This is a genomic window from Vibrio pomeroyi, assembly GCA_041879425.1.
Lineage (GTDB): Bacteria > Pseudomonadota > Gammaproteobacteria > Enterobacterales > Vibrionaceae > Vibrio > Vibrio pomeroyi_A.
Genome location: CP090855.1, coordinates 725308 through 743989 on the forward strand (window position 1 = coordinate 725308; position 18682 = coordinate 743989).

General features: G+C 44.6%; 22 protein-coding genes. 12 read left to right on the plus strand and 10 right to left on the minus strand.

Annotated elements, in window-relative coordinates:
- The first annotated feature begins 51 nt into the window (after positions 1 to 51).
- The gene (locus tag L0992_19180; protein ID XGB70137.1) at positions 52 to 966 is read left to right on the plus strand and encodes a chemotaxis protein; all 915 of its coding nucleotides are present in this window, start codon (positions 52 to 54) and stop codon (positions 964 to 966) included.
- Between the two features lie 92 nt (positions 967 to 1058).
- On the opposite strand, the gene L0992_19185 is transcribed toward L0992_19180, so the two are convergent.
- The 4 genes from L0992_19185 to hutW form a co-directional block, all read right to left on the minus strand.
- A complete protein-coding gene (locus tag L0992_19185; GenBank protein ID XGB70138.1) occupies positions 1059 to 1619 on the minus strand; it encodes an ATP:cob(I)alamin adenosyltransferase in 561 nt (186 codons plus the stop codon).
- 161 nt (positions 1620 to 1780) lie between these two features.
- Positions 1781 to 2311: a heme utilization protein HutZ gene (gene hutZ, locus L0992_19190; GenBank protein XGB70139.1), complete on the minus strand. Its 531-nt coding sequence runs from the start codon at positions 2309 to 2311 to the stop codon at positions 1781 to 1783.
- Between the two features lie 119 nt (positions 2312 to 2430).
- Positions 2431 to 2952, minus strand: a complete 522-nt coding sequence (gene hutX, locus L0992_19195; protein ID XGB70140.1) for a heme utilization cystosolic carrier protein HutX — start codon at positions 2950 to 2952, stop codon at positions 2431 to 2433.
- 58 nt (positions 2953 to 3010) lie between these two features.
- Positions 3011 to 4420 carry a heme anaerobic degradation radical SAM methyltransferase ChuW/HutW gene (gene hutW / locus L0992_19200; protein XGB70141.1) on the minus strand — a complete coding sequence of 470 codons (1410 nt, stop codon included), beginning with the start codon at positions 4418 to 4420 and terminating at the stop codon, positions 3011 to 3013.
- Between the two features lie 161 nt (positions 4421 to 4581).
- Between hutW and L0992_19205 the strand changes: the two genes are divergently transcribed.
- The 6 genes from L0992_19205 (at position 4582) to L0992_19230 (ending at position 9463) form a co-directional block, all read left to right on the plus strand.
- A complete protein-coding gene (locus L0992_19205) occupies positions 4582 to 5385 on the plus strand; it encodes an energy transducer TonB (protein ID XGB70142.1) in 804 nt (267 codons plus the stop codon).
- A gap of 2 nt (positions 5386 to 5387) precedes the next feature.
- Entirely contained in the window at positions 5388 to 6089 is a 702-nt protein-coding gene (locus L0992_19210) for a MotA/TolQ/ExbB proton channel family protein (protein ID XGB70143.1), read from the plus strand.
- Complete coding sequence (locus L0992_19215; protein ID XGB70144.1) at positions 6086 to 6499, plus strand: biopolymer transporter ExbD; 414 nt, start codon at positions 6086 to 6088, stop codon at positions 6497 to 6499. The genes L0992_19210 and L0992_19215 overlap by 4 nt, the downstream gene beginning before the upstream one ends.
- Before the next feature lie 149 nt (positions 6500 to 6648).
- On the plus strand, positions 6649 to 7539 hold the full coding sequence (locus tag L0992_19220) for an ABC transporter substrate-binding protein (protein ID XGB70145.1): 891 nt from the start codon (positions 6649 to 6651) through the stop codon (positions 7537 to 7539).
- Between the two features lie 104 nt (positions 7540 to 7643).
- Complete coding sequence (locus tag L0992_19225) at positions 7644 to 8681, plus strand: iron ABC transporter permease (GenBank protein XGB70146.1); 1038 nt, start codon at positions 7644 to 7646, stop codon at positions 8679 to 8681.
- On the plus strand, positions 8681 to 9463 hold the full coding sequence (locus L0992_19230) for a heme ABC transporter ATP-binding protein (protein ID XGB70147.1): 783 nt from the start codon (positions 8681 to 8683) through the stop codon (positions 9461 to 9463). Before L0992_19225 ends, L0992_19230 begins: the two co-directional genes overlap by 1 nt.
- A gap of 393 nt (positions 9464 to 9856) precedes the next feature.
- Here the strand turns inward: L0992_19230 and L0992_19235 are convergent, their stop codons facing one another.
- Positions 9857 to 10318: a TetR/AcrR family transcriptional regulator gene (locus tag L0992_19235; protein ID XGB70148.1), complete on the minus strand. Its 462-nt coding sequence runs from the start codon at positions 10316 to 10318 to the stop codon at positions 9857 to 9859.
- Positions 10319 to 10847: 529 nt separating this feature from the next.
- Here L0992_19235 and L0992_19240 point away from each other — a divergent pair.
- On the plus strand, positions 10848 to 11147 hold the full coding sequence (locus L0992_19240) for a YfcZ/YiiS family protein (protein ID XGB70149.1): 300 nt from the start codon (positions 10848 to 10850) through the stop codon (positions 11145 to 11147).
- A 37-nt stretch (positions 11148 to 11184) separates the two neighbouring features.
- Here L0992_19240 and L0992_19245 read toward each other — a convergent pair whose 3' ends face one another.
- Positions 11185 to 11481, minus strand: coding sequence for a YnjH family protein (locus L0992_19245; GenBank protein ID XGB70150.1), 297 nt, complete (start codon positions 11479 to 11481; stop codon positions 11185 to 11187).
- Between the two features lie 103 nt (positions 11482 to 11584).
- Between L0992_19245 and L0992_19250 the strand changes: the two genes are divergently transcribed.
- Entirely contained in the window at positions 11585 to 12184 is a 600-nt protein-coding gene (locus tag L0992_19250) for a hypothetical protein (GenBank protein XGB70151.1), read from the plus strand.
- A gap of 113 nt (positions 12185 to 12297) precedes the next feature.
- On the opposite strand, the gene L0992_19255 is transcribed toward L0992_19250, so the two are convergent.
- Entirely contained in the window at positions 12298 to 13404 is a 1107-nt protein-coding gene (locus L0992_19255; GenBank protein ID XGB70152.1) for a 1-acyl-sn-glycerol-3-phosphate acyltransferase, read from the minus strand.
- 175 nt (positions 13405 to 13579) lie between these two features.
- Here L0992_19255 and L0992_19260 point away from each other — a divergent pair, with 175 nt between their 5' ends.
- Positions 13580 to 14206: an AraC family transcriptional regulator gene (locus tag L0992_19260; protein ID XGB70153.1), complete on the plus strand. Its 627-nt coding sequence runs from the start codon at positions 13580 to 13582 to the stop codon at positions 14204 to 14206.
- Positions 14207 to 14334: 128 nt separating this feature from the next.
- On the opposite strand, the gene L0992_19265 is transcribed toward L0992_19260, so the two are convergent.
- Together L0992_19265 and L0992_19270 are read right to left on the minus strand one after the other, a co-directional pair.
- A complete protein-coding gene (locus tag L0992_19265) occupies positions 14335 to 14823 on the minus strand; it encodes a hypothetical protein (protein XGB70154.1) in 489 nt (162 codons plus the stop codon).
- Positions 14824 to 14845: 22 nt separating this feature from the next.
- The gene (locus tag L0992_19270) at positions 14846 to 15367 is read right to left on the minus strand and encodes a nicotinate-nicotinamide nucleotide adenylyltransferase (protein ID XGB70155.1); all 522 of its coding nucleotides are present in this window, start codon (positions 15365 to 15367) and stop codon (positions 14846 to 14848) included.
- 109 nt (positions 15368 to 15476) lie between these two features.
- Between L0992_19270 and nadE the strand changes: the two genes are divergently transcribed.
- On the plus strand, positions 15477 to 16307 hold the full coding sequence (nadE, locus tag L0992_19275) for an ammonia-dependent NAD(+) synthetase (protein XGB70156.1): 831 nt from the start codon (positions 15477 to 15479) through the stop codon (positions 16305 to 16307).
- A 106-nt stretch (positions 16308 to 16413) separates the two neighbouring features.
- Here nadE and L0992_19280 read toward each other — a convergent pair whose 3' ends face one another.
- Complete coding sequence (locus tag L0992_19280; GenBank protein XGB70157.1) at positions 16414 to 18285, minus strand: hybrid-cluster NAD(P)-dependent oxidoreductase; 1872 nt, start codon at positions 18283 to 18285, stop codon at positions 16414 to 16416.
- Positions 18286 to 18503: 218 nt separating this feature from the next.
- Here L0992_19280 and L0992_19285 point away from each other — a divergent pair, with 218 nt between their 5' ends.
- Positions 18504 to 18662, plus strand: a complete 159-nt coding sequence (locus L0992_19285; protein XGB70158.1) for a YqaE/Pmp3 family membrane protein — start codon at positions 18504 to 18506, stop codon at positions 18660 to 18662.
- Positions 18663 to 18682 lie beyond the last annotated feature (20 nt).

The window sequence follows — 18682 nt, forward strand, 5'->3', positions numbered from 1 at the left end:
CCCTTTAAATTATTCTTTATAAATTAAGCGTGTAGTAAATAGGAGCCAATTATGGCCAAACCGATCAGTAAAGCGAGTCAGTCACAGGGAATGTTGATGTTCAAATTGTCCCTCACTCAAAGTTTTGCGATTGGCACGCTTAAAGTCAGGGAAATCGTTCCTTTTCAACCGATGACCCAAATCCCCTACTCTCATCACCATGTGATTGGCACCGTAACCATTCGCGATCTGACGGTTCCTGTGATTGATATGTCTGCCGCGATTGGCTTTCGCCCGATCACTCCCGCTGAATACAATGACTGTGTGCTCATCGTGACCGACTGCTTAAGAACGGTCGTGGCATTCTTGGTTCGCTCAATCGACAAAATCATTGAATGTGATTGGAAGAGTATTGAATCGCCACCAGCGAGTGTCGGTCGCAATGTATTTGTGACGGGTATTACTCGCTTTGAAGATCGCATCGTCCAAATGCTCGATGTCGAACTGCTGCTCTCTAAGATCTACCCAGATTACGAGAACGCGCATATTCCAATGCTGACCGATGTAGAAAGGGAGCGCCTCAAAGCGCTAAATATCTTGTTGGTGGATGACTCTTTGATTGCGCGTAAGCAGCTATCTGATGCCCTAGACAGCATCAACATTCCTTATAGCATCTGTAATAACGGTTTGGATGCGATTGATCTGATGCGACGCCAAGCTAGCGTGGGTAAAGCGATTGACCTTCTCGTGAGTGACATTGAGATGCCGGGACTGGATGGATACGAACTTGCGTTTGAAGTTCAGAACGACAGTGCATTAAGTCATGCTTACTGTATTTTGCATACCTCACTTTCAAGTGAAATCTGTGTGGATCGTGCTAATCAGGTAGGTGCTCACGAAGCGCTTGAGAAGTTCAATGCGGGTGAGTTAATTGAAGCCATGCTACGCGGCGCAAAAGTCTTAAACGACGCTTCTACGGCTGCTTAGGGCTATTCACGAAGCTAAACCAACATCAAGTTAAAGGGTTTAGCTTCTTCAATTCTTACTTTTTCATCTCTTAACCAAAATAGAGCTCATCGTTAGCCTTTCTTTTTCGGCATAGAGCTTTTGGGCATCGAATAGCTCTTACTCACGAATTCCACTTCCTCTACCTCATTGACATGATTAGTGAAAGACGCCAATGCATACAGTGTGTTCGCGACTAAGTTAGCGTATTTAAAAAGAATCGGATCCGGTGACTTTTTGCTTTCATGGTGCTCAATGCTCACCAAAGCTCGCACCACTTTCTTAGCCTGACAACGACACAAGTGAAGCTCGCTTGACACTCGATGCCCACCAGGTAATACAAACCCTTTGAAGCCACCTTCTAGCTGCTCACGGATACGGTGGTAATCTTGCTTAAGCTCAACCAGTTCGGACTCAGTAATCGCTAACTTCCCACGTACGGAGCCATTCAAATGATAGATGTTCGGTTGCAGGCGTTGCAGGATCTCGCGAACTTGTGGCTCCAATTCCAAAGACAGCACCAGCCCAACTCGGCAACAAAGTTCGTCCGACAGAATCTCAAAATCACAGATAGGACTGTCTTCATAAATAAACGGGTAGCAGAACTCGTCCCAATCTCGACTTACTGGTTTCACGTAGCGATCCTTACACATAAATATTAATCAGACGCCAATATACCAAACTCTTTGATTTAGTCTGCTTTTTCTCACATCAACGCCCAGTGTGTTTACAACGATTTGTAAACATAAAAAAGCCCTCTCATTGGAGGGCTTCTTAAATAACCAGCTAAACGAGACTACTCGTTAGATACTTTTTTGTGGCCTTCTTGCAGGTGAACGAAATCTACTAGGTCGTCACCCGATACTTGGTATGCCTGACCAAAACCTTTCACGAACAGACCGTTCTCTGCTTTAAGGTTGAACAGAGAGAAATCTTGAAGCTGGCTCAGACCGTCGATGATCTCGCCGAAACGCTCTTGCATCTGGCCGATAACTTGAGTCCAAAGTTCCGTTTCACGTTCTACAACGCTCGCTTGCGCATCAAACGTTAGACGCTTACGTGCGTAAAGCTGCTTCGAGCTCTCTTCGTCTTCAATCATCATCAAAGACACTTGAGGGTTTGCTTTCAAGTTACGAGCATGACGAGCAATATCAGAAATTAGAACAAAGTAACCTTCTTGGTTCTGAACGAAAGGTGCGTAACTTACGTTTGGGCGACCTTCTTCATCAACCGTTGCAAGTTGAAGGGTACGGCGCTCTTGGCGAAACTCTTTAATTTCAGGACCTAGGCGACCTTGTAGACGTTCTTGTTTTACTTGCTGTTCCATGGGTAATTCCTTTATTCACTTTCTCTGATTTATTATTTTTGCTCGAGGTTGAGCGATCATTAGCGAACTAAACGATCCTCGAGCATTGATGTCTTATAAACTATTACTGCTGATTCTGTTTAAGCTTGTGCTTTTAGCGCTTTGAAGCGTTCTACTTGGTCGGCAATAAGCTCACGCTTTTCGTTGCGGCCTAGGTAGATCTTGAAAATGTTCTCGCCCGTTTCACTGAAGAAACCGAAGTAATGACTTTCACGGCCCATGAACGCTTTGCTCACCAAACCGATCTGTTTAACGTTGTCTAACTTTAGGTGACCATGAAGCTCGCCTTCTTTGCCCATCAGGTTGTAGTAACCACGCGCTACTTTACCTTTAGGGAACGGCGCTTTTACTTCAAAGATTGATCCGAATGAATGCACGATTGTGGTCACAGGGCCCCAACCCACTAAACCTTCTAGAATTTCTTGAGCACGGCTGCCATCTAGCATCACTGCCATGTCATTTGGAAAAGCAGCAACCACTTCAACCTCTGTAACACCGAGCTTCTCAGCAATCGCAGTAGGAAGCAGTTTTGGTTCTTCTTCTAGAATACGAGCGACACGTTGTTCTAGAGTTTCTGTCATTTCTAATGTTGTATCTGTCATTGAATATGTTTCCGTATAAACGAGTAATTTACGTAAGTTCTAAATTTAAAATTCGATATTAAGCGTGCTTCAAGCTTGCATGCGGGTGAACGCCCGAACCTGATACTTTCGGCGCTGGGTGCATTGCTTGATATTCAGCGTTAAGCACTTGAATCACACTCTGAGCTAGGCTTACTGCCCAGAAGCTGCCAGCAATAGTCAAGCTCAAATAATCCTCTGAAAGCTCAACCAAGCCATTCTTTTCCCAATGTGAGAACAGAGGTTTCAAGTAATCGAACGTGTCTTGTCCCATAAAGGTCGGCAACGTACTTCTTCTAACAACACCAGAATCAAAGCCTGCCTTTAATGTCGAGAAGATTGGCTCTAATGAGCTTTGCTTCGTCATCATGGCAATCGGCAACTGACCTTGTTTTATAGACTCCATGTAGCTGTCTAAAGTTCGATGTTGCATCACACCGTGGCCGCCAATGTTGCCACCAGCACCACAACCAATTGGAAGCACCTCGGCATAAGTTTTCGCTAAGCTGTTGTAAATGCTGCGTTCGCGGTTATCGCGAGTCCAGTGATTCATACTCAGTTGCTTGACCTTGTGCTTGGCCATGAATTCAACACCCGCCAAGTACATGCTCGCCTTATCAGGCGTATTGGCCGGTGGTGGGATTTTTCCTTTTTCAACGAGATTAAGCATAGGTGCATTACCCCCAACAATCAGTTGGTAGAGGTCGATACCGTGTGCACCAGTAGACATGTAGTCTTCTAAATCTTGTTGGAACACTTCCATAGACTGGTATGGTAATCCGTACAGTAAATCCAGAACGATGGGGGCTTGCTCAGTACGGCTCAAAGCACTGATACGTTCCAACACAACCTCTCGGTCATCTAGGCGCTTAGCGCTGCGTCGAACTTGAGTGTTGAAACTTTGAATACCAAAGGAGAAACGGTTGAAACCACCTTCAAGCGCACGATCAAACATCTCGTCGCCAAAGCGATTGATGCGCCCTTCTAGAGTCATTTCCACATCGTTTGCTAACGGGAAGTATTGGCGAATCGCCTTACCTAGTTGCTCTACCTGCAGAGGCGATAGATCGGTAGGTGTTCCACCACCAATGTAGACGGCGTGAAATAATCCAGACTGAGCCCAAGGCGTTTTGGCTTTTTGCTTCAACTCAACCATCAGAGCATCGAAGTACTCATCCACTAATTTGCGGCTTGCGGCATTTTGGAAGAAGTTACAGAACGTACAGCGCACACGGCAGAAGGGAATGTGGATATACAGGCAACGCTTATCCTGTTTCTTCCCTTCACTTAGCATCAGTTCATCAAAGAGCTCCAACTTCTTGCTCGGGTCGACCGGAATTGAACTTCCTCCGGCATGTGCAGAATGCTTTTTCGCAAACGCAAAACGAAGCGGATCAGGGCTAGAAACACCCAAGATTGATTCGTCAAATTTATAAATATTAAGACTCATATAATCTCTCTAAACACTTACATAGCAAAGTCTGGAAGACTATTCGCTAAAAACTGAGAGAATCATAAATAGAGCCAAATGATAATGCAATTGATAATTGATCTTATTTAGATTCTAAGCAATAATCCGATACAGAATTTTGATTTGGTAAAGGATTGATTGTGAACGTTCCTAGATATGTTATTGCAGGCGGTGCATCGTTGGTGATTCATGCGGCGCTATTGTTTGTCGCTCAAGAATCCAAAGTGTTTGCTATGCCTGCAGGTAGCCAATCGAACACGGTATCGATCAATTTCACGCCTAAAAGCGCTCCTTCTCAAGCTCAGCAAAAAACGGTTACAGAACCTGTTGAACCAAAACCAATTGAGGAAACTGTCTCACAAGCTGAACCTAAACCTGTCGAGCCGAAGGTCGTTGAGCCAAAGAAAGCCAAACCGACACCAAAGAAAAAAGCGATCACCAATAAACCTCAACCGAAGAAAGTAGAGAAAAAGGTTGTTGAAAAGAAAGTCGAGAAGAAGCAGGTTCAAAAGAAACCGGTGACTGAGAAAAAGGTCGTGAAGAAAGAACGCCCTGAACCAGCACCGCAACCAGAGAAGCTGGCCGACAAAAAAGTCGATAAGAATATGGACGAGTCTGCCAACCAGCCTCAGGAAGTAAACCAAGGCGTATCAAACCAAGAGCCGGTGCTAGTGACTAAGCCTTCTTTCTCTGCACGCCCTACACCGCCGAATTATCCTCGCCAAGCCAGACGTCGTGGCGTTGAAGGTGTCGCAACTTATGAGATCTGGTTAGACGCAGAAGGCAAACAAATTAAACAAGCATTAGTAAATTCATCAGGCGCACTAATGCTCGATAACGCCGCTTTAGATGCCATTAAACAATGGAAATTCTCTCCTCATACTGTCAATGGTCGAGCGATTGCTCACCGAGTACAAATACCTGTTCGTTTTAGGTTGGATTAATCATGCAACAAATCAGTTACTTACAAGATCAACTGGGCTTAATGACTTGGCCTCTTCTTATCTGCTCTGCATTAACAGCAATGATCATCGCAGAACGTATCTTCCAAGTTATGTTAAGCATTGGCGTTGGCAAACGTGCCATTCGTCGTGAGCTCAATCAGATCTCACCAACCAATAGCAAAGAGATTGAAGCGCTCGCTCAGTCGATTTCAGGTAAACGACCGCTACTGTACAAGGGCGTGTCGATGTTGCTAGCTCACCACTCTTTCTCAAAAGGTTTGCGTGAAGATGCTGCGGGGATCTGGCTACAAGAGAAACGCCACCAATTGCACGCAGGCCTAAGGCTGCTTGGTTTAATCGGTGTGATTAGCCCGCTGATTGGACTGCTTGGCACGGTACTTGGCCTTATTGAAATGTTCAAAGGTGTTGCCGCGACGACAGGCAGCATCACACCGAACGACCTAGCAGACGGTCTTGGCTTAGCAATGAGAACGACGGCTGCAGGCTTGATGATCGCCCTTCCTGCAATTTCAGGCGCACAGCTATTAGGCCTTTGGGCTGACCGAGTACTCGCTCAGCTAGAACATACCCTGAACTATGTGAATGTGTGGCTAGAAGGTATGTCGATTCAAACCAATCAATCTGATGATACTCAAGGTAAGCCAGTCAACAAAGCCTCTATCGGTGATGTGAGCCAAGCATGATTAAGACGCCCCACTCATCTCACACACAAAGCCTAGCGCCGGACTTAACACCGCTGCTCGACATCATTTTCATCGTGATGGTTTTTCTATTGCTTACGGCATCAGTAAAGCTGGAGTCACTGGAAGTTGAACTGCCTAGTTCTGACGTGAAAAACGTTTCTGAAGTCTACAAAGACTCGATTAGCGTCAACATCCTAGACCATGAGCCCTACTGGGCGATTAACGGCCAAGAATACATCGACTGGGAAAACTTCAAGATTGCCCTGTTAGAAGAGACAGGTTCAACGGACAAAAAGCCAATCATCATTGGCGCAGATAAAGCGGCCAACGTTGAAAACTTAGTGAAGCTGCTTTCATTCCTTCAAGAGAACGGAATTCCAGCAACTCAATTGCTCACTGACGATGGCTAAAACAAGACTCAATTTTCACGAGGTTTGGCTTCTGACCGATAAGACTAAACAATCAGAGCTAAGCCTCTCTATCGACTCGAACTCACAATGCGAACGGACTGCTCACTGAGTATCTTCGCGATACAAAAAGAAAATATAAAGAACTTATTATGAACAACTCAAACGTGCTCAATAAATTAAAAACCAAGACACATCTCCTTTCAGTGGCCGCTATGAGCTTGGCATTGGCCGCGCCAACCGCGATGGCAAACGACGTTGAACAACCTCGCATCATCAGTGCCGGCAGTGCTGTTACAGAATTAGTTTTAGCGCTTGGTGCAGAAGAACAATTGGTGGGTATTGATGTAACCAGTCGTTTCCCTCAATCTGAAAACCTGCCAAAGATTGGCTATCACAGAAACCTGTCTGCTGAAGGTTTGCTTGCCCTAGAACCAACCACTCTGATTGGGTCGGATGAAATGGGACCAGACAACGCGATCTCTCAATTAAAATCGGCAGGCGTCGATGTCGAGATCGTGAACACTGAAGCAAACGTTGAAGGGCTGTTAAAGCGTATCGACCAAATCGCAAAGATCACGCATACCGAAGACCACTCGCAGCAAGTGAAAGCCGATGTGAATCAAAAGATCGCAGCACTGAAAGCGAACCAAGTACCAAGCAACGAAGCGAAGAAAGTTCTATTCTTGTTGCTGCATGAAGGTCGCCCTGCGAACGTTGCTGGCGGTGAAACATCACCAAACGCAATCATCGAATTAGCTGGCGGTATCAACCCTGCCGCTCAGAGCCTAACGTCTTACAAGCCACTTTCAATGGAATCACTCGTTGAGATGCAACCTGATGTCATTTTAGTAAGCGGCCGTAGTTATCAGAAAATGGGCGGTGCAGATGCCATCCTTAAATCACTGCCTATGCTAGCGGCAACGCCTGCAGGAATGAACAAGAAAATCATTACCGTAAATGGCAGTGCTTTGGTTGGCGGGCTTGGCCTAGAAAGTCTCTCTGAAGCTAAGCGTTTAAACGCACTTATCTACCCGCTATAACTCGACCACCCTATTTCTGCTATCGCTAATTCACTTCCCTTCACCAACTAACTCACGCTGTTGGTGAAGGAGACAAAAGTTAGCGATAGATATTGAGGCTCTTTATGTTGTTACGATCCGTCCCACTGAAAACATCGATGTTAGGCCTAGGTGCTACCCTAGCCTTTGTCGCACTGTACTCGATCACTGTTGGGCCAATGAACATTAGCTTAGCCGACAGCGCTACGAGCTTAATTCAACCAGACAATGACTTAGCACCTCACATCAACTTGGTGATTCAAGAGATTCGCTTGCCTAGAACCATCTTGTGCATGTTGATTGGTGCCATTCTCGCGCTTTGTGGCGCTGTGATGCAGGGTTTGTTTAGAAACCCACTTGCGGAACCTGGCATCATCGGTGTGTCTGCGGGCGCAGCATTAGGCGCAGCATTGGCTATCGTTCTTTTCTCAGAGCTTTCACTTCAATACCCGGCATTCATGAATTTTGCAGCGGTACCTGTGTTTGCCTTTCTGGGCGGCGCCTTAACCACGCTGCTGGTTTACAAGCTTGGTACTGGCAAATTCGGCACCTCAGTAACCATCATGTTGCTTGCAGGTGTGGCGATCAGTGCCCTATCTGGCGCAGGTATTGGCTTCCTAAACTTCATTGCAGATGACCAAATGCTGCGTGACCTTTCACTATGGTCGATGGGTTCACTGGCAGGTGCAAAGTGGTCGGGCATTTTGCTTGCTGCGGTTACGCTCGTTGGTCTGTTTGTCGTGTTTTACCGCCAAGCAATGTCTTTGAATGCTCTATTACTGGGTGAATCAGAAGCGCAACACCTTGGCATCCCAGTACAAAAACTTAAGCGAAAACTGATTCTACTGACCGCTGCGGGCGTTGGTATCACGGTTAGCCTGTCTGGCATGATTGGCTTTATTGGACTTGTGATCCCTCATTTAGGTCGCATGTTAGCAGGCCCAGATCATCGAGTGCTGCTTCCCCTGTCAGCGGTTCTAGGCGCATTACTGCTAACGGCTGCGGACATGTTCTCTCGCGTGGCACTGGCACCAGCTGAGTTGCCAGTGGGTATTGTCACTGCAATCATCGGCGCTCCATTCTTCTTGTATCTACTATTTCAACAGAAAGGGAGAATCCTTTAATGTTTCCTGCAGCGTTAAAAGCAACCGACATCGAAGTGAAGTTCGGCAGCAAAGTGATTTTAGATGGCGTCTCTATTGAGATTGAAGCAGGAAAGGTAACCACACTGCTTGGACCAAACGGCGCAGGAAAAAGCACACTGCTGAAAGCTTTATGTCAGGAAATATCGAGCACGGGTGATATTCAGTATTTTGGACACGCCAAAGACAAGTGGCCTTCGCAGAAGTTGGCGAAACACTTGGCAATGCTTCCTCAACACAGTACCTTGACCTTTCCATTTCTGGCGCACGAAGTAGTCGAGCTTGGTGGTATTCCTCTGCAAGAGTCCAATAAAAAGCTCACGAGTATCGCTAGCCAAAAAATGGATGTGGCTGATGTCACTCATCTGAGTGAAAGGCTCTACCCTTCCCTATCTGGCGGTGAAAAACAGCGTGTTCACTTGGCTCGAGTGTTAACTCAGCTTCACCACTCTGGCGACCAATGCATCTTAATGCTCGATGAACCGACATCAGCACTGGATCTCGCCCACCAGCACAACACTTTAAAAATCGCGAGAGAACTAGCCGACAAGCACAATGCCGCCGTTATCGTGGTTCTGCACGACCTAAACCTAGCCGCTCAGTATTCTGACCGACTGGTAGTATTAAAAGACGGTAACTTGGTTTGCGATGGCAGCCCTTGGGAGGCACTTGAACCTTCTATGATTGAGGATGTGTACGGCTACAAAAGTATTGTAGAAAAGCACCCAACCATGAGCTTCCCTCAAGTTCACCCAGCTCAATAGTCTCGATTTAGAACTTACTCGTTTTGAGCATTCGTTCCTAATAACAATTAAGTCACTCTAAGCCTCGATTTTCTCGAGGCTTTTTTATTGGCTCATAGCCTCTCTCTCGCCTTAAACTTAATTTTACTAGTAACCATAGCAATGAACCCCAAAACGTCTCATTCTGAGCGTTTGAGGCTCTATAAGTGAACATTATCAATTAGGGCTACTTAGATTATCACCGTGAGAGTGAAGGAAGGGCATGAATGTAAGCGGTTAAAAAGAAAAGAAATAACGCCTTTGGACAAAAAAATCAGATGAAGAAAGCGCGGTAAATTCGATAGAAAAAGAGCAAAAGCACAAACGATAGGCACAAAAAAAGCCCCCTCAGGAGCTTCTTTCATTGTGTGTTGATTATTGGCTCATACGAATCAATGATTTACCAATCAACCACTCTAGTTCTTTACCGCTAGTATCGCCAAACTGAGTTTCAGTCAGTTTGTATAGACGATCAATACCGTTTGCCGCGAACTCATGTGCGCTTTCAGCAGTAACGATATGATGGAAAAGTAAACGTAAGATTGCTAGGAACTCAGCGTCTTCAAGTGCTTTAACCCAGCTAGCAGAGAATGCATCCAGACCGTTTTCGAAATCAATGTGTTCCATGAACATCTTGAAGATTCGACCGTCTAGAGCAGCTGTGAAATCTGTTTTCTTTGGAAAGTGGTGGCTTATACCTGTACGAGAAACGCCCGTTTGCTGACTTAACGTCGTGTATGACATCTTGTCGTAACCCAATCTTAGTAGCTGGTCTACAACGGCATCCATGATTTTCTGGATAGTGATTTCTGTATCTTCTTTACTACGCTTTGGCATATTCAGGCTCTTCTCTTTGTAAATCCATCTAACTCAATCAAATGAAGTCAGAATGAAAATCGTTATCAGCATTATGTGAGCAAGGTATTTTTTCGCAAGTATTTCCATTAAATACCGACAAATACTTTGTACGAACAATTTTACAGTGCTGCCTCTTTGGGCACTTTGTCTAATTATCCTTCGAAAGTCACCTTACCGCTCTAAGTGGTTAATCTAAAATAACTACTTAGAATATCAAATACCCAACGATAAATTCATTGTATAAATACCTATCAAGCAATAGATAGTCTTATAAAATCAGTTACGACGCAACTAACTGAATGATATTCTGACAAATTAATGACACTGCTTTTCAACAAAACATGAGATAGATCACATACATATTTGTCGGCGCGAATGTACATATTCATTTAACCCCTCAACAAACAACATAGCATACCAGTATAAATTAGTTCAAAGATTTTAATTTTTGTAGATACAGTTCAAATTGCTCGTTAGAATAACCTCAGACTTTGTAAGAGGATTATTTATGAGCCAAGATATGGGTAACAACGATGTATGTGAGGCTTGCGGCTGCGCAGGTGAAATCGGGTTCATCATTAAAGAAGGCGACGATGTTGCTGAAGTAACGGTTTACGGTAACTCTAAAGCAATCATTGAAACTGAGTTTGCTAAATACGTTGAGCTTGCTAAACAAGTGTCTAGCAATGTTGAATTTGAAGCGTCAGAGATGACAGAAGAAAGCACGGAATTGCATGCTCGCTTTAAATTTGAAGTCAGCGCTGAAAAGATTATTTTTGAACTTAAGACTCGCTCTCTAGCGCGTTAATATAAGCATTCATATTCTTATTAAAAGACGAGTAACTTTACTCGTCTTTTTTTATTTCAATCCAAGCCAGTGAACCGTTTTGCTCAAAATCGTTTTCTGCAGCGCACCGAATCACGACACCACCAACCTCTAACACTGCACCGACGCTGTAAGCTTTATCATCGTAATAACAAACTCGTTGCGGTTGTCCGCCTTGAGTCACCAATACTGCAGCCTTTGCGGGTGTTGAAATTACTTTGTTCGCACTTACAGACATAGAGCCAAACATCGAAGTTGCAACCAGAAAGACCTTAATTATTTGGGTGTTTACTCTAATCATTGATTTACCTGCCATTATCGCTTAATTCCTCTTTCACCTACCGCCAAATGGGTAAAACACTATGCGAGAATAATTTTTCCATTATAGTGTTAGCGTCTATCGTAATAAGAAGCCCGTTATGCTCAGAATAATTGCACTTATTATTGGTTCTCTAACCATAACAAATGTCAGTGCTGAACCACTCGATCACTATCAAATATTGAACCATCTCGATAATTACGGAAACTTATATCTACGTAATAAGCCATATACCTCGCTTCCAACGGGCTTAGTGGTCGATGGCAATCTCAATATCGAAAACACGGCGATCACACGCCTACCTAAAGGGTTAGAAGTTAACGGCAGCCTAAAAGCCTCTAACAGTCAGTTAACCAGGGTAGCATCCGGCGTAAAAATCAAAGGCTATGCCGATTTGATTGGCAGCCAAATTACCAGTTGGCCGAGAGGCGTGCGAGTGGGCGGGTTTATTAACCTCACCGACACCCCACTGCAAAGGCTACCAAATGGCTTTCGAGTGAGAGGTGACTTAAGCGTGATTCGTACCCCTTTAACAGAGCTACCCAACGGAATCGTGATTGACGGTGATTTATACATCGGAGGCTCAGCTATTACAGCGTTTCCCGATACCATGACCGTCAGAGGTAATATCTACTTAGGCGGCAACACCGTGACCACATGGCCAACTAATCTAGATCTGGGTGGCGCAGTCGCTCGCTAATCTATCCGACAGTTCATCCTCTTTAATGCAAAGATAAAGCAGCAAAAACAAAAAAGGAGCCCAAGGCTCCTTTTTCAATCCAATCAACTAATGCTCATTAAGCGAGATGTTCGCTAACCGATGTTCTTCACTGGGTTCGCATAGCTATCAATCAGATATTGACGCGCACCTTTAGGTAAGCTCGATAGTTTCTCTTCAAACTCTTGCTTAACCGTAGCGGTAATCGACTCGTCTTCTTTATCTGCCGCCAGTAGGTTTACTGGGAACAGTTTGTAATTTTCGTGGATCTGGCGATCGATCTCTTCAGCCAATGCTTCTGGCGTATCAAAATCTTGGTCGATAACCTGACCGAAACCAACGTGAACGCGACCTTTATTACCGATGATGCCCTGAATGATACTTTCGATATCTTCAAACTCACCTTTTTCGTAGCTGCCGTTAACGTCTTTTTCAAAAAGTTCGATGGCTTTAGCCGTATCACACGGATCGTTTTCGTAAGAAATAGCGACCGGTACGATCTTCAATGATTTAACATACTCGGGGAAAGCGATCTTCTGCTTACGTCCTTCAACGTGGAACATCTTCAAGATAGCTGGCTCAGTAAAATCGTTACCGTCTTTAGCACGGCCTTCTTTTTGAGCGATCCAGATAGAGTTACCTGTCTCTAGAGAGTGCTTAATGTAAGAAGACAGTTGGCCTAGCGCTTTCATCATTTCACGCGGCCCTTTCAAAGAACGCTTAACAATGAAACTCTTGTTCAAACGCATCAATTCGGTCGCACATGGCTTCTTCAACAGGTTGTCACCAATCGCGATGCGACAAGTCTGATGATTATTTTGATGCAGAGCGTAATTTACTAACGCCGGATCCATAGCAATGTCACGATGGTTTGATACAAACAGGTAAGCTTGATTCGCATCCAGTGACTCTACACCCGTGTACGTCACACCGTTTGTAGTTTTAGCAAGCGTGTCACGTAAGTACTTTTTCACTTCAATCTGAATGGACTCAACGCTAGTCAGCTTGCTCCACTTCATTTTTAAGTACACACGTAAAATTGGACTCATTAATGCTTTGAACCAAGACGCATGGTTAGAAAAACGGTAGTGCAGTATCGCACTGATAAATTCTTCATCATTAATAAGGCGGTTTAGTGCCGCTGGAATTTCATCATCGCCGTAAGGACGAATATCAACATATGGATCGGTTGGAGAGGTCATTTTTTAATTCATATAATAAAAAGCTGGCTCATTCTACGCGTTGTTTTGACTTCTCGCAGCTACAGAGCCCATACTTTTGACAAGGTCAGACCAGAAACATTGAAAATCCCCTGTTATTGTTGGCATTCTTTGAGATTAACGGTAATCTTGACGCCCCAAAATTAAGGTACTATCTATGAACTTCGCTATTGAATATACATCGGCTTACTTTTCACACTTGGTGATCACACCACGCAAGAAAGTACTTAAACATAGCCTTGTATCGGTTCAAAGTGGCTTGGTTTTGATAAAGCTGGGTAAACAAGAGTACGCCGTTGAACCAGGACAAAGCGTCTGGATCCCATACGACTGCCTAACATCACTGACCTACTTTCCAAACACTCAGGTTAATCGCGTCGACTTTTCTGTGCGTTTGACGGATTCATTCCCAAGACAAGCGGGTTACATTACGCAAACCAACCTCTCTTTGGCGCTACTCGAAAAGCTAGAACTGACTAAGTCTCGAACTTCGAGTGCCAACAATACAGAGCAAGCCTGCAAAGATATGCTTTCTGTATTGAAGCAAGAAGTGTTGTCGTTTAAGCCACTGCTTTGTGAAAGCGCCCTTTCTCAGCGATTCAATCAATGGAACATTGATGATTCTAACCTGCCACAAGAGCACACCTTGGTGATGGTTATGCGCGAAGCGAAGAAGCGTATGCAGTCAGGTCAGAAGCGAGCAGTTGTAATCGATGATTTGTTCTCAGGAAAAGAAGAAGAGTTTGAACAGCTGTGCATGCTTGTTTTTGGTGACGAGCTATAAGCGCCAAAAGACTCAGAAGACTGAAAATCTCGTCCAGATACTAAAAAGCCGCAAAAACTGAGTTTTTGCGGCTTTTTTAATTCTTTAACGTTTGTTCTAGGTTCAGAGCAAACCTTCGGCTTTTTCCCTTAAAAAGGTAATTCAACCTGCATCATTAGGTCGGCATCACGCGAGTCGTGCCAACGGTAGTCAAAGCGCATACGAGGTTGCCCTTCGACCTTTTCACCAAAACCAATGCTGAGTTGTAAGCCATGGTTTAGCAGCCACTCCTCTGTAGACATATCATACTGCTCGTCTTCCAGATCTTCAGGAAACCACATCCCCAAACCTACATAGTTTGATTCGATGCTTTGTGTCAGTAGCGGTGCGTCTTTACTTTGAAGTACCCAGTCAGACCAATAATCAGGTGTACTCTGCGCTTCTTCATCGCTCAGCCCACTGATTTCCATCATACGTTGGCCAAAAGACTCAATGCTCGAAGAAAAGTCCAAACAGTTGTCGTCATCAGAAGCCAGCATGATCGAATCTAAGCTAAAAAAATCACATTCAGCATAAGCAGGCATACTGCATGCTGCCATGATCAACGTCGCTGGTATCGCGCGCTTTAGCATAGTCATCAGACCTCTTGAATTAGTGAATCTACATTATTGTATACAGTCCACTATCTTGCAACATCTTTGTAACTGACTTTGTACTCAGTTTTGATACATCGCTTCCACTTATCAATGCATTACGAATGTCTGTGCTGCGGATCTTCACCTTCTCTGGACAAGCCATTACAGACCATCGTTCGGTAATCTCACCTGATTTATAGAAAGATGAAAACTTGAAGAAGTTGTCCGGCCCAATCACAAACGTAAGTTCAGCGTCACCATGTAACTTTTGTAATTCACTGAGTACAGCATAAGTTGTCACACTTTCACCGGGCGTAAACAAACTCTTTTCGATCAATGATAGTTCAACTTGACCCAATGAAAGATCACTAATAAATGCGTTAACTAACTGACATCTCGTATCAAAGTCTAGCATCTCTTTTCCCCAAGCATGGGCAATACTTGGAACCAGTAGAATTTTGTCAAAGTGAGCCAACGAATCAATCACACTTTTATGCCCTAGGCTCGGTGGGTTAAACGCACTACCGAAAATGGCTATTTTTTCCATTATTTATTACTGCCTTCTCTTTCTAAGCTTGTGCAAAGAGGTTTTTAAATCGGATGATTTAGGTATGATAACACTAGATTTTTAATTTGCTTGCAGGAAAGGAATACGAATGGAACAGTTAATTCGTGACGAAATGCGCGTACTACCTTCAATTGACCCTCACTTCGAAGTGACTCGTCGTGTGGACTTTATTAAAACGAAACTTCAGCAGTCAGGCTGCAAGTCTCTGATCCTTGGTATCAGTGGCGGTGTAGACTCAACGACCTGTGGCCGTTTGGCACAGATGGCCGTTGATAGCCTGAATGAAAACTCTGGCAGCAACGACTACCAATTCATTGCGGTTCGCCTACCTTACGGCGAGCAAAAAGATGAAGACGAAGCACAACTTGCTCTCTCTTTCATCCAGCCTTCTCAATCTGTTTCTGTAAACATCAAAGCGGGTGTTGATGGGCTTCACGCTGCATCTCACGTTGCACTTGAAGGTACAGGTTTGCTACCAACAGACTCAGCAAAAATCGACTTTGTGAAAGGTAATGTGAAAGCTCGCGCTCGCATGATCGCACAATACGAAATTGCGGGGTACGTTGGCGGTCTTGTGATCGGCACTGACCACTCAGCAGAAAACATCACTGGCTTCTACACCAAACACGGTGACGGTGCATGTGATTTAGCGCCTTTGTTTGGCCTGAACAAGCGTCAAGTTCGTGAACTTGCAGCAACGCTAGGTGCGCCAGAGCTATTGGTTAAGAAAGTTCCTACTGCCGACCTAGAAGAGCTTGATCCACAAAAAGCCGACGAAGCAGCATTGAACCTTTCTTACGACCAAATCGATGATTTCCTCGAAGGTAAAGATGTCCCTCAAGACGTGTCTGACCGCTTAGTAGGTATCTACAAAGCAACACAACATAAGCGTCAACCGATCCCAACGATCTACGATTAATTATCTGAATTAGTCTTAGACTCAAAAAAGCCGGAAGTTCATTTCAGTGAACTTCCGGCCTTTTCTATTAAATACGCTTTTCTTACTGGTCTTCCGACCTACCGAGTTAGTCTACAACTTCGATATCGGTTTGAGGCACACTGCAACACGCCAGTATTTGTCCCATGTTGCGTTCATGTTCTTGCAGCGCTGGTACATCCGGTTGATGAACTTGCCCTGACTCAAGAGTCACTTTACAAGCACCACAAAAACCCGCACGACAGCTTGATGCAATGGATACACCCGCCGACTCAGCTTGCTCTAGTAAAGTAGACTGGTTATTACCTTCGAATAGGTAGCCGTTAACACTCAGCTGTAGCTGCTTCACCGCCTCTTCCGTTGATTGTGCGACACCAAATGCTTCTTGATGATAATGCTGAGGATTCAGGCCCATTTGAATAAGTAGTTTTTTGGCATTATCCATAAAGCCATCAGGACCACACACGAAGGCTTGGCGTTTATGAAGCGCGTCAATTTTCGCGACATGCGAAACGCTCAAACGACCAGACAAACCATCCCACTCTTTCGTTGGTTGACTCAATGAATAGATCACACGTAAGCCTTTGTGCTCTTTGGCGATCTGATCAATCTCAGTTTGATAAGGAATATCTTCTTCGCTGCTGCATTGATGATAGAAAACCACATCATTAATCTGACCATGGTCTGCTAAATAACGAAGCATCGACAGCATAGGCGTGATACCACTGCCCGCAGAAAGCAATAATAACGGGTGCGTTGGGTTCTCTTCTAAATAGAAAGCACCATCAGGGTTTTGCGCTACTAAGGTATCGCCAACTTGGAAATGGTCGTTTAACCAATTAGAGATTTGACCATCATCGACACGCTTCACTGAAATCGCTAAGCGACCCGCTCGTGACGGGCTAGAAGATAAGGTGTAACGACGAGAAACCTTCTCGCCATCAATCGCCATTTCAATCGGTAGATGTTGTCCCGGTTGATAACTTGGTAGTGAGTGGTTCTCTTTCGCTGGCTCCAGCCAAAACGTTGTAAAGTCGCGAGCGATCTCTTCACGTTCAACACAGGTTAAATGCAGCGACTCCACCCATGTGTCTTCGTAAAGCTCTTTCTCTTTGGTTTCGAGCACCTCAACCACATCACCGGCTTTGATTAAACCTTCATTTTTGGCCACTAGGTTTTGACCAAAGAACACGCCACCACGCTCATTGGCTCTGAAAGTCGAGAAGGTATTGAGCGGCTCTTTTGTTGCTCTAAATTCGCCACGTTCAACATCAACTGTAGTCAAAATACAGCGCTCACAAGGTTTCACTGCTTCGAACTCAACTTCGCCGATTCGAATACGCTTCCAACCATCTTCTGCGAAGGCTTCTGTATTAGAAACAACAAAATTGGTACGGAATTGACCCATCGAATGGACTTCAGGACTACGGCGATTCAGCTCATCAAGTGATGCTTGGCTGATCACCAACATTGGATAGCCATCAGCAAAGCTTACATTCTGGCCGAGTTTTTCTCGAACGCGATTCGATTGCTCGCCAGAGAACAATAACTCCACACGAACACCCAACACGTCACTGAACCAATCATCGGCTTCATCGTTAGTGGTGTAAGCGGTGAAGCTGTCTTTCCAAACCGTCGCTGGCGCTTCTTGCATCTTGAAGTTCGCGTATTTTAGTCGCAGCGGTTCTTTGCCTTCATAAGTGAAAATCAAACCGTCTGGTTGCAAGCTTGAAGATACCTTAACCATCTTCGGGTACTTACGTGCCGTGACCATTGAACCATCAGCCAATGCCAACATAAAACGTCTGTCGAAGGTAAGGCCTTGTTTTTCGACCCAAGCAGAAGAGAGCGAGATGCCGCCCACAGATTTTACCGGAAACACATTGATTTGAGATAAGGAAGGCTGTTGACCTGAAGCTTTTTGAGCTAAAGCCCTTTGACCTGAAGATAGCTGCGACATAACGATTCCAATGTTTTGTTGTTTGTCCCAATGCTAACAAATGGTTATAAATAGATAAACTGGCAGGCATTAAACACTTGATACTAAGCTAATATCTTGAGATGTTTAAACGACTGTCTTCTATACATAAAGACAGCAATGCATTAACACTCTCCAGACGTTCTATAATTTGAACAGGGTTACCGCATTGAACTTTCATTGAATAAAAAGGATTTATCATGAACAAACTCGTCATTATCATTTTATGTGTACTGCTTCCGCCTGTTGGCGTGTTTTTCGCTCGTGGCGCAGGTAAAGATTTGCTAATTAACATTGTCCTTACCTTCTTCTTCTGGGTACCGGGAATGATTCACGGGCTCTGGGTAGCCACCCGCTAACCCGTCTTCAAAAATAAATA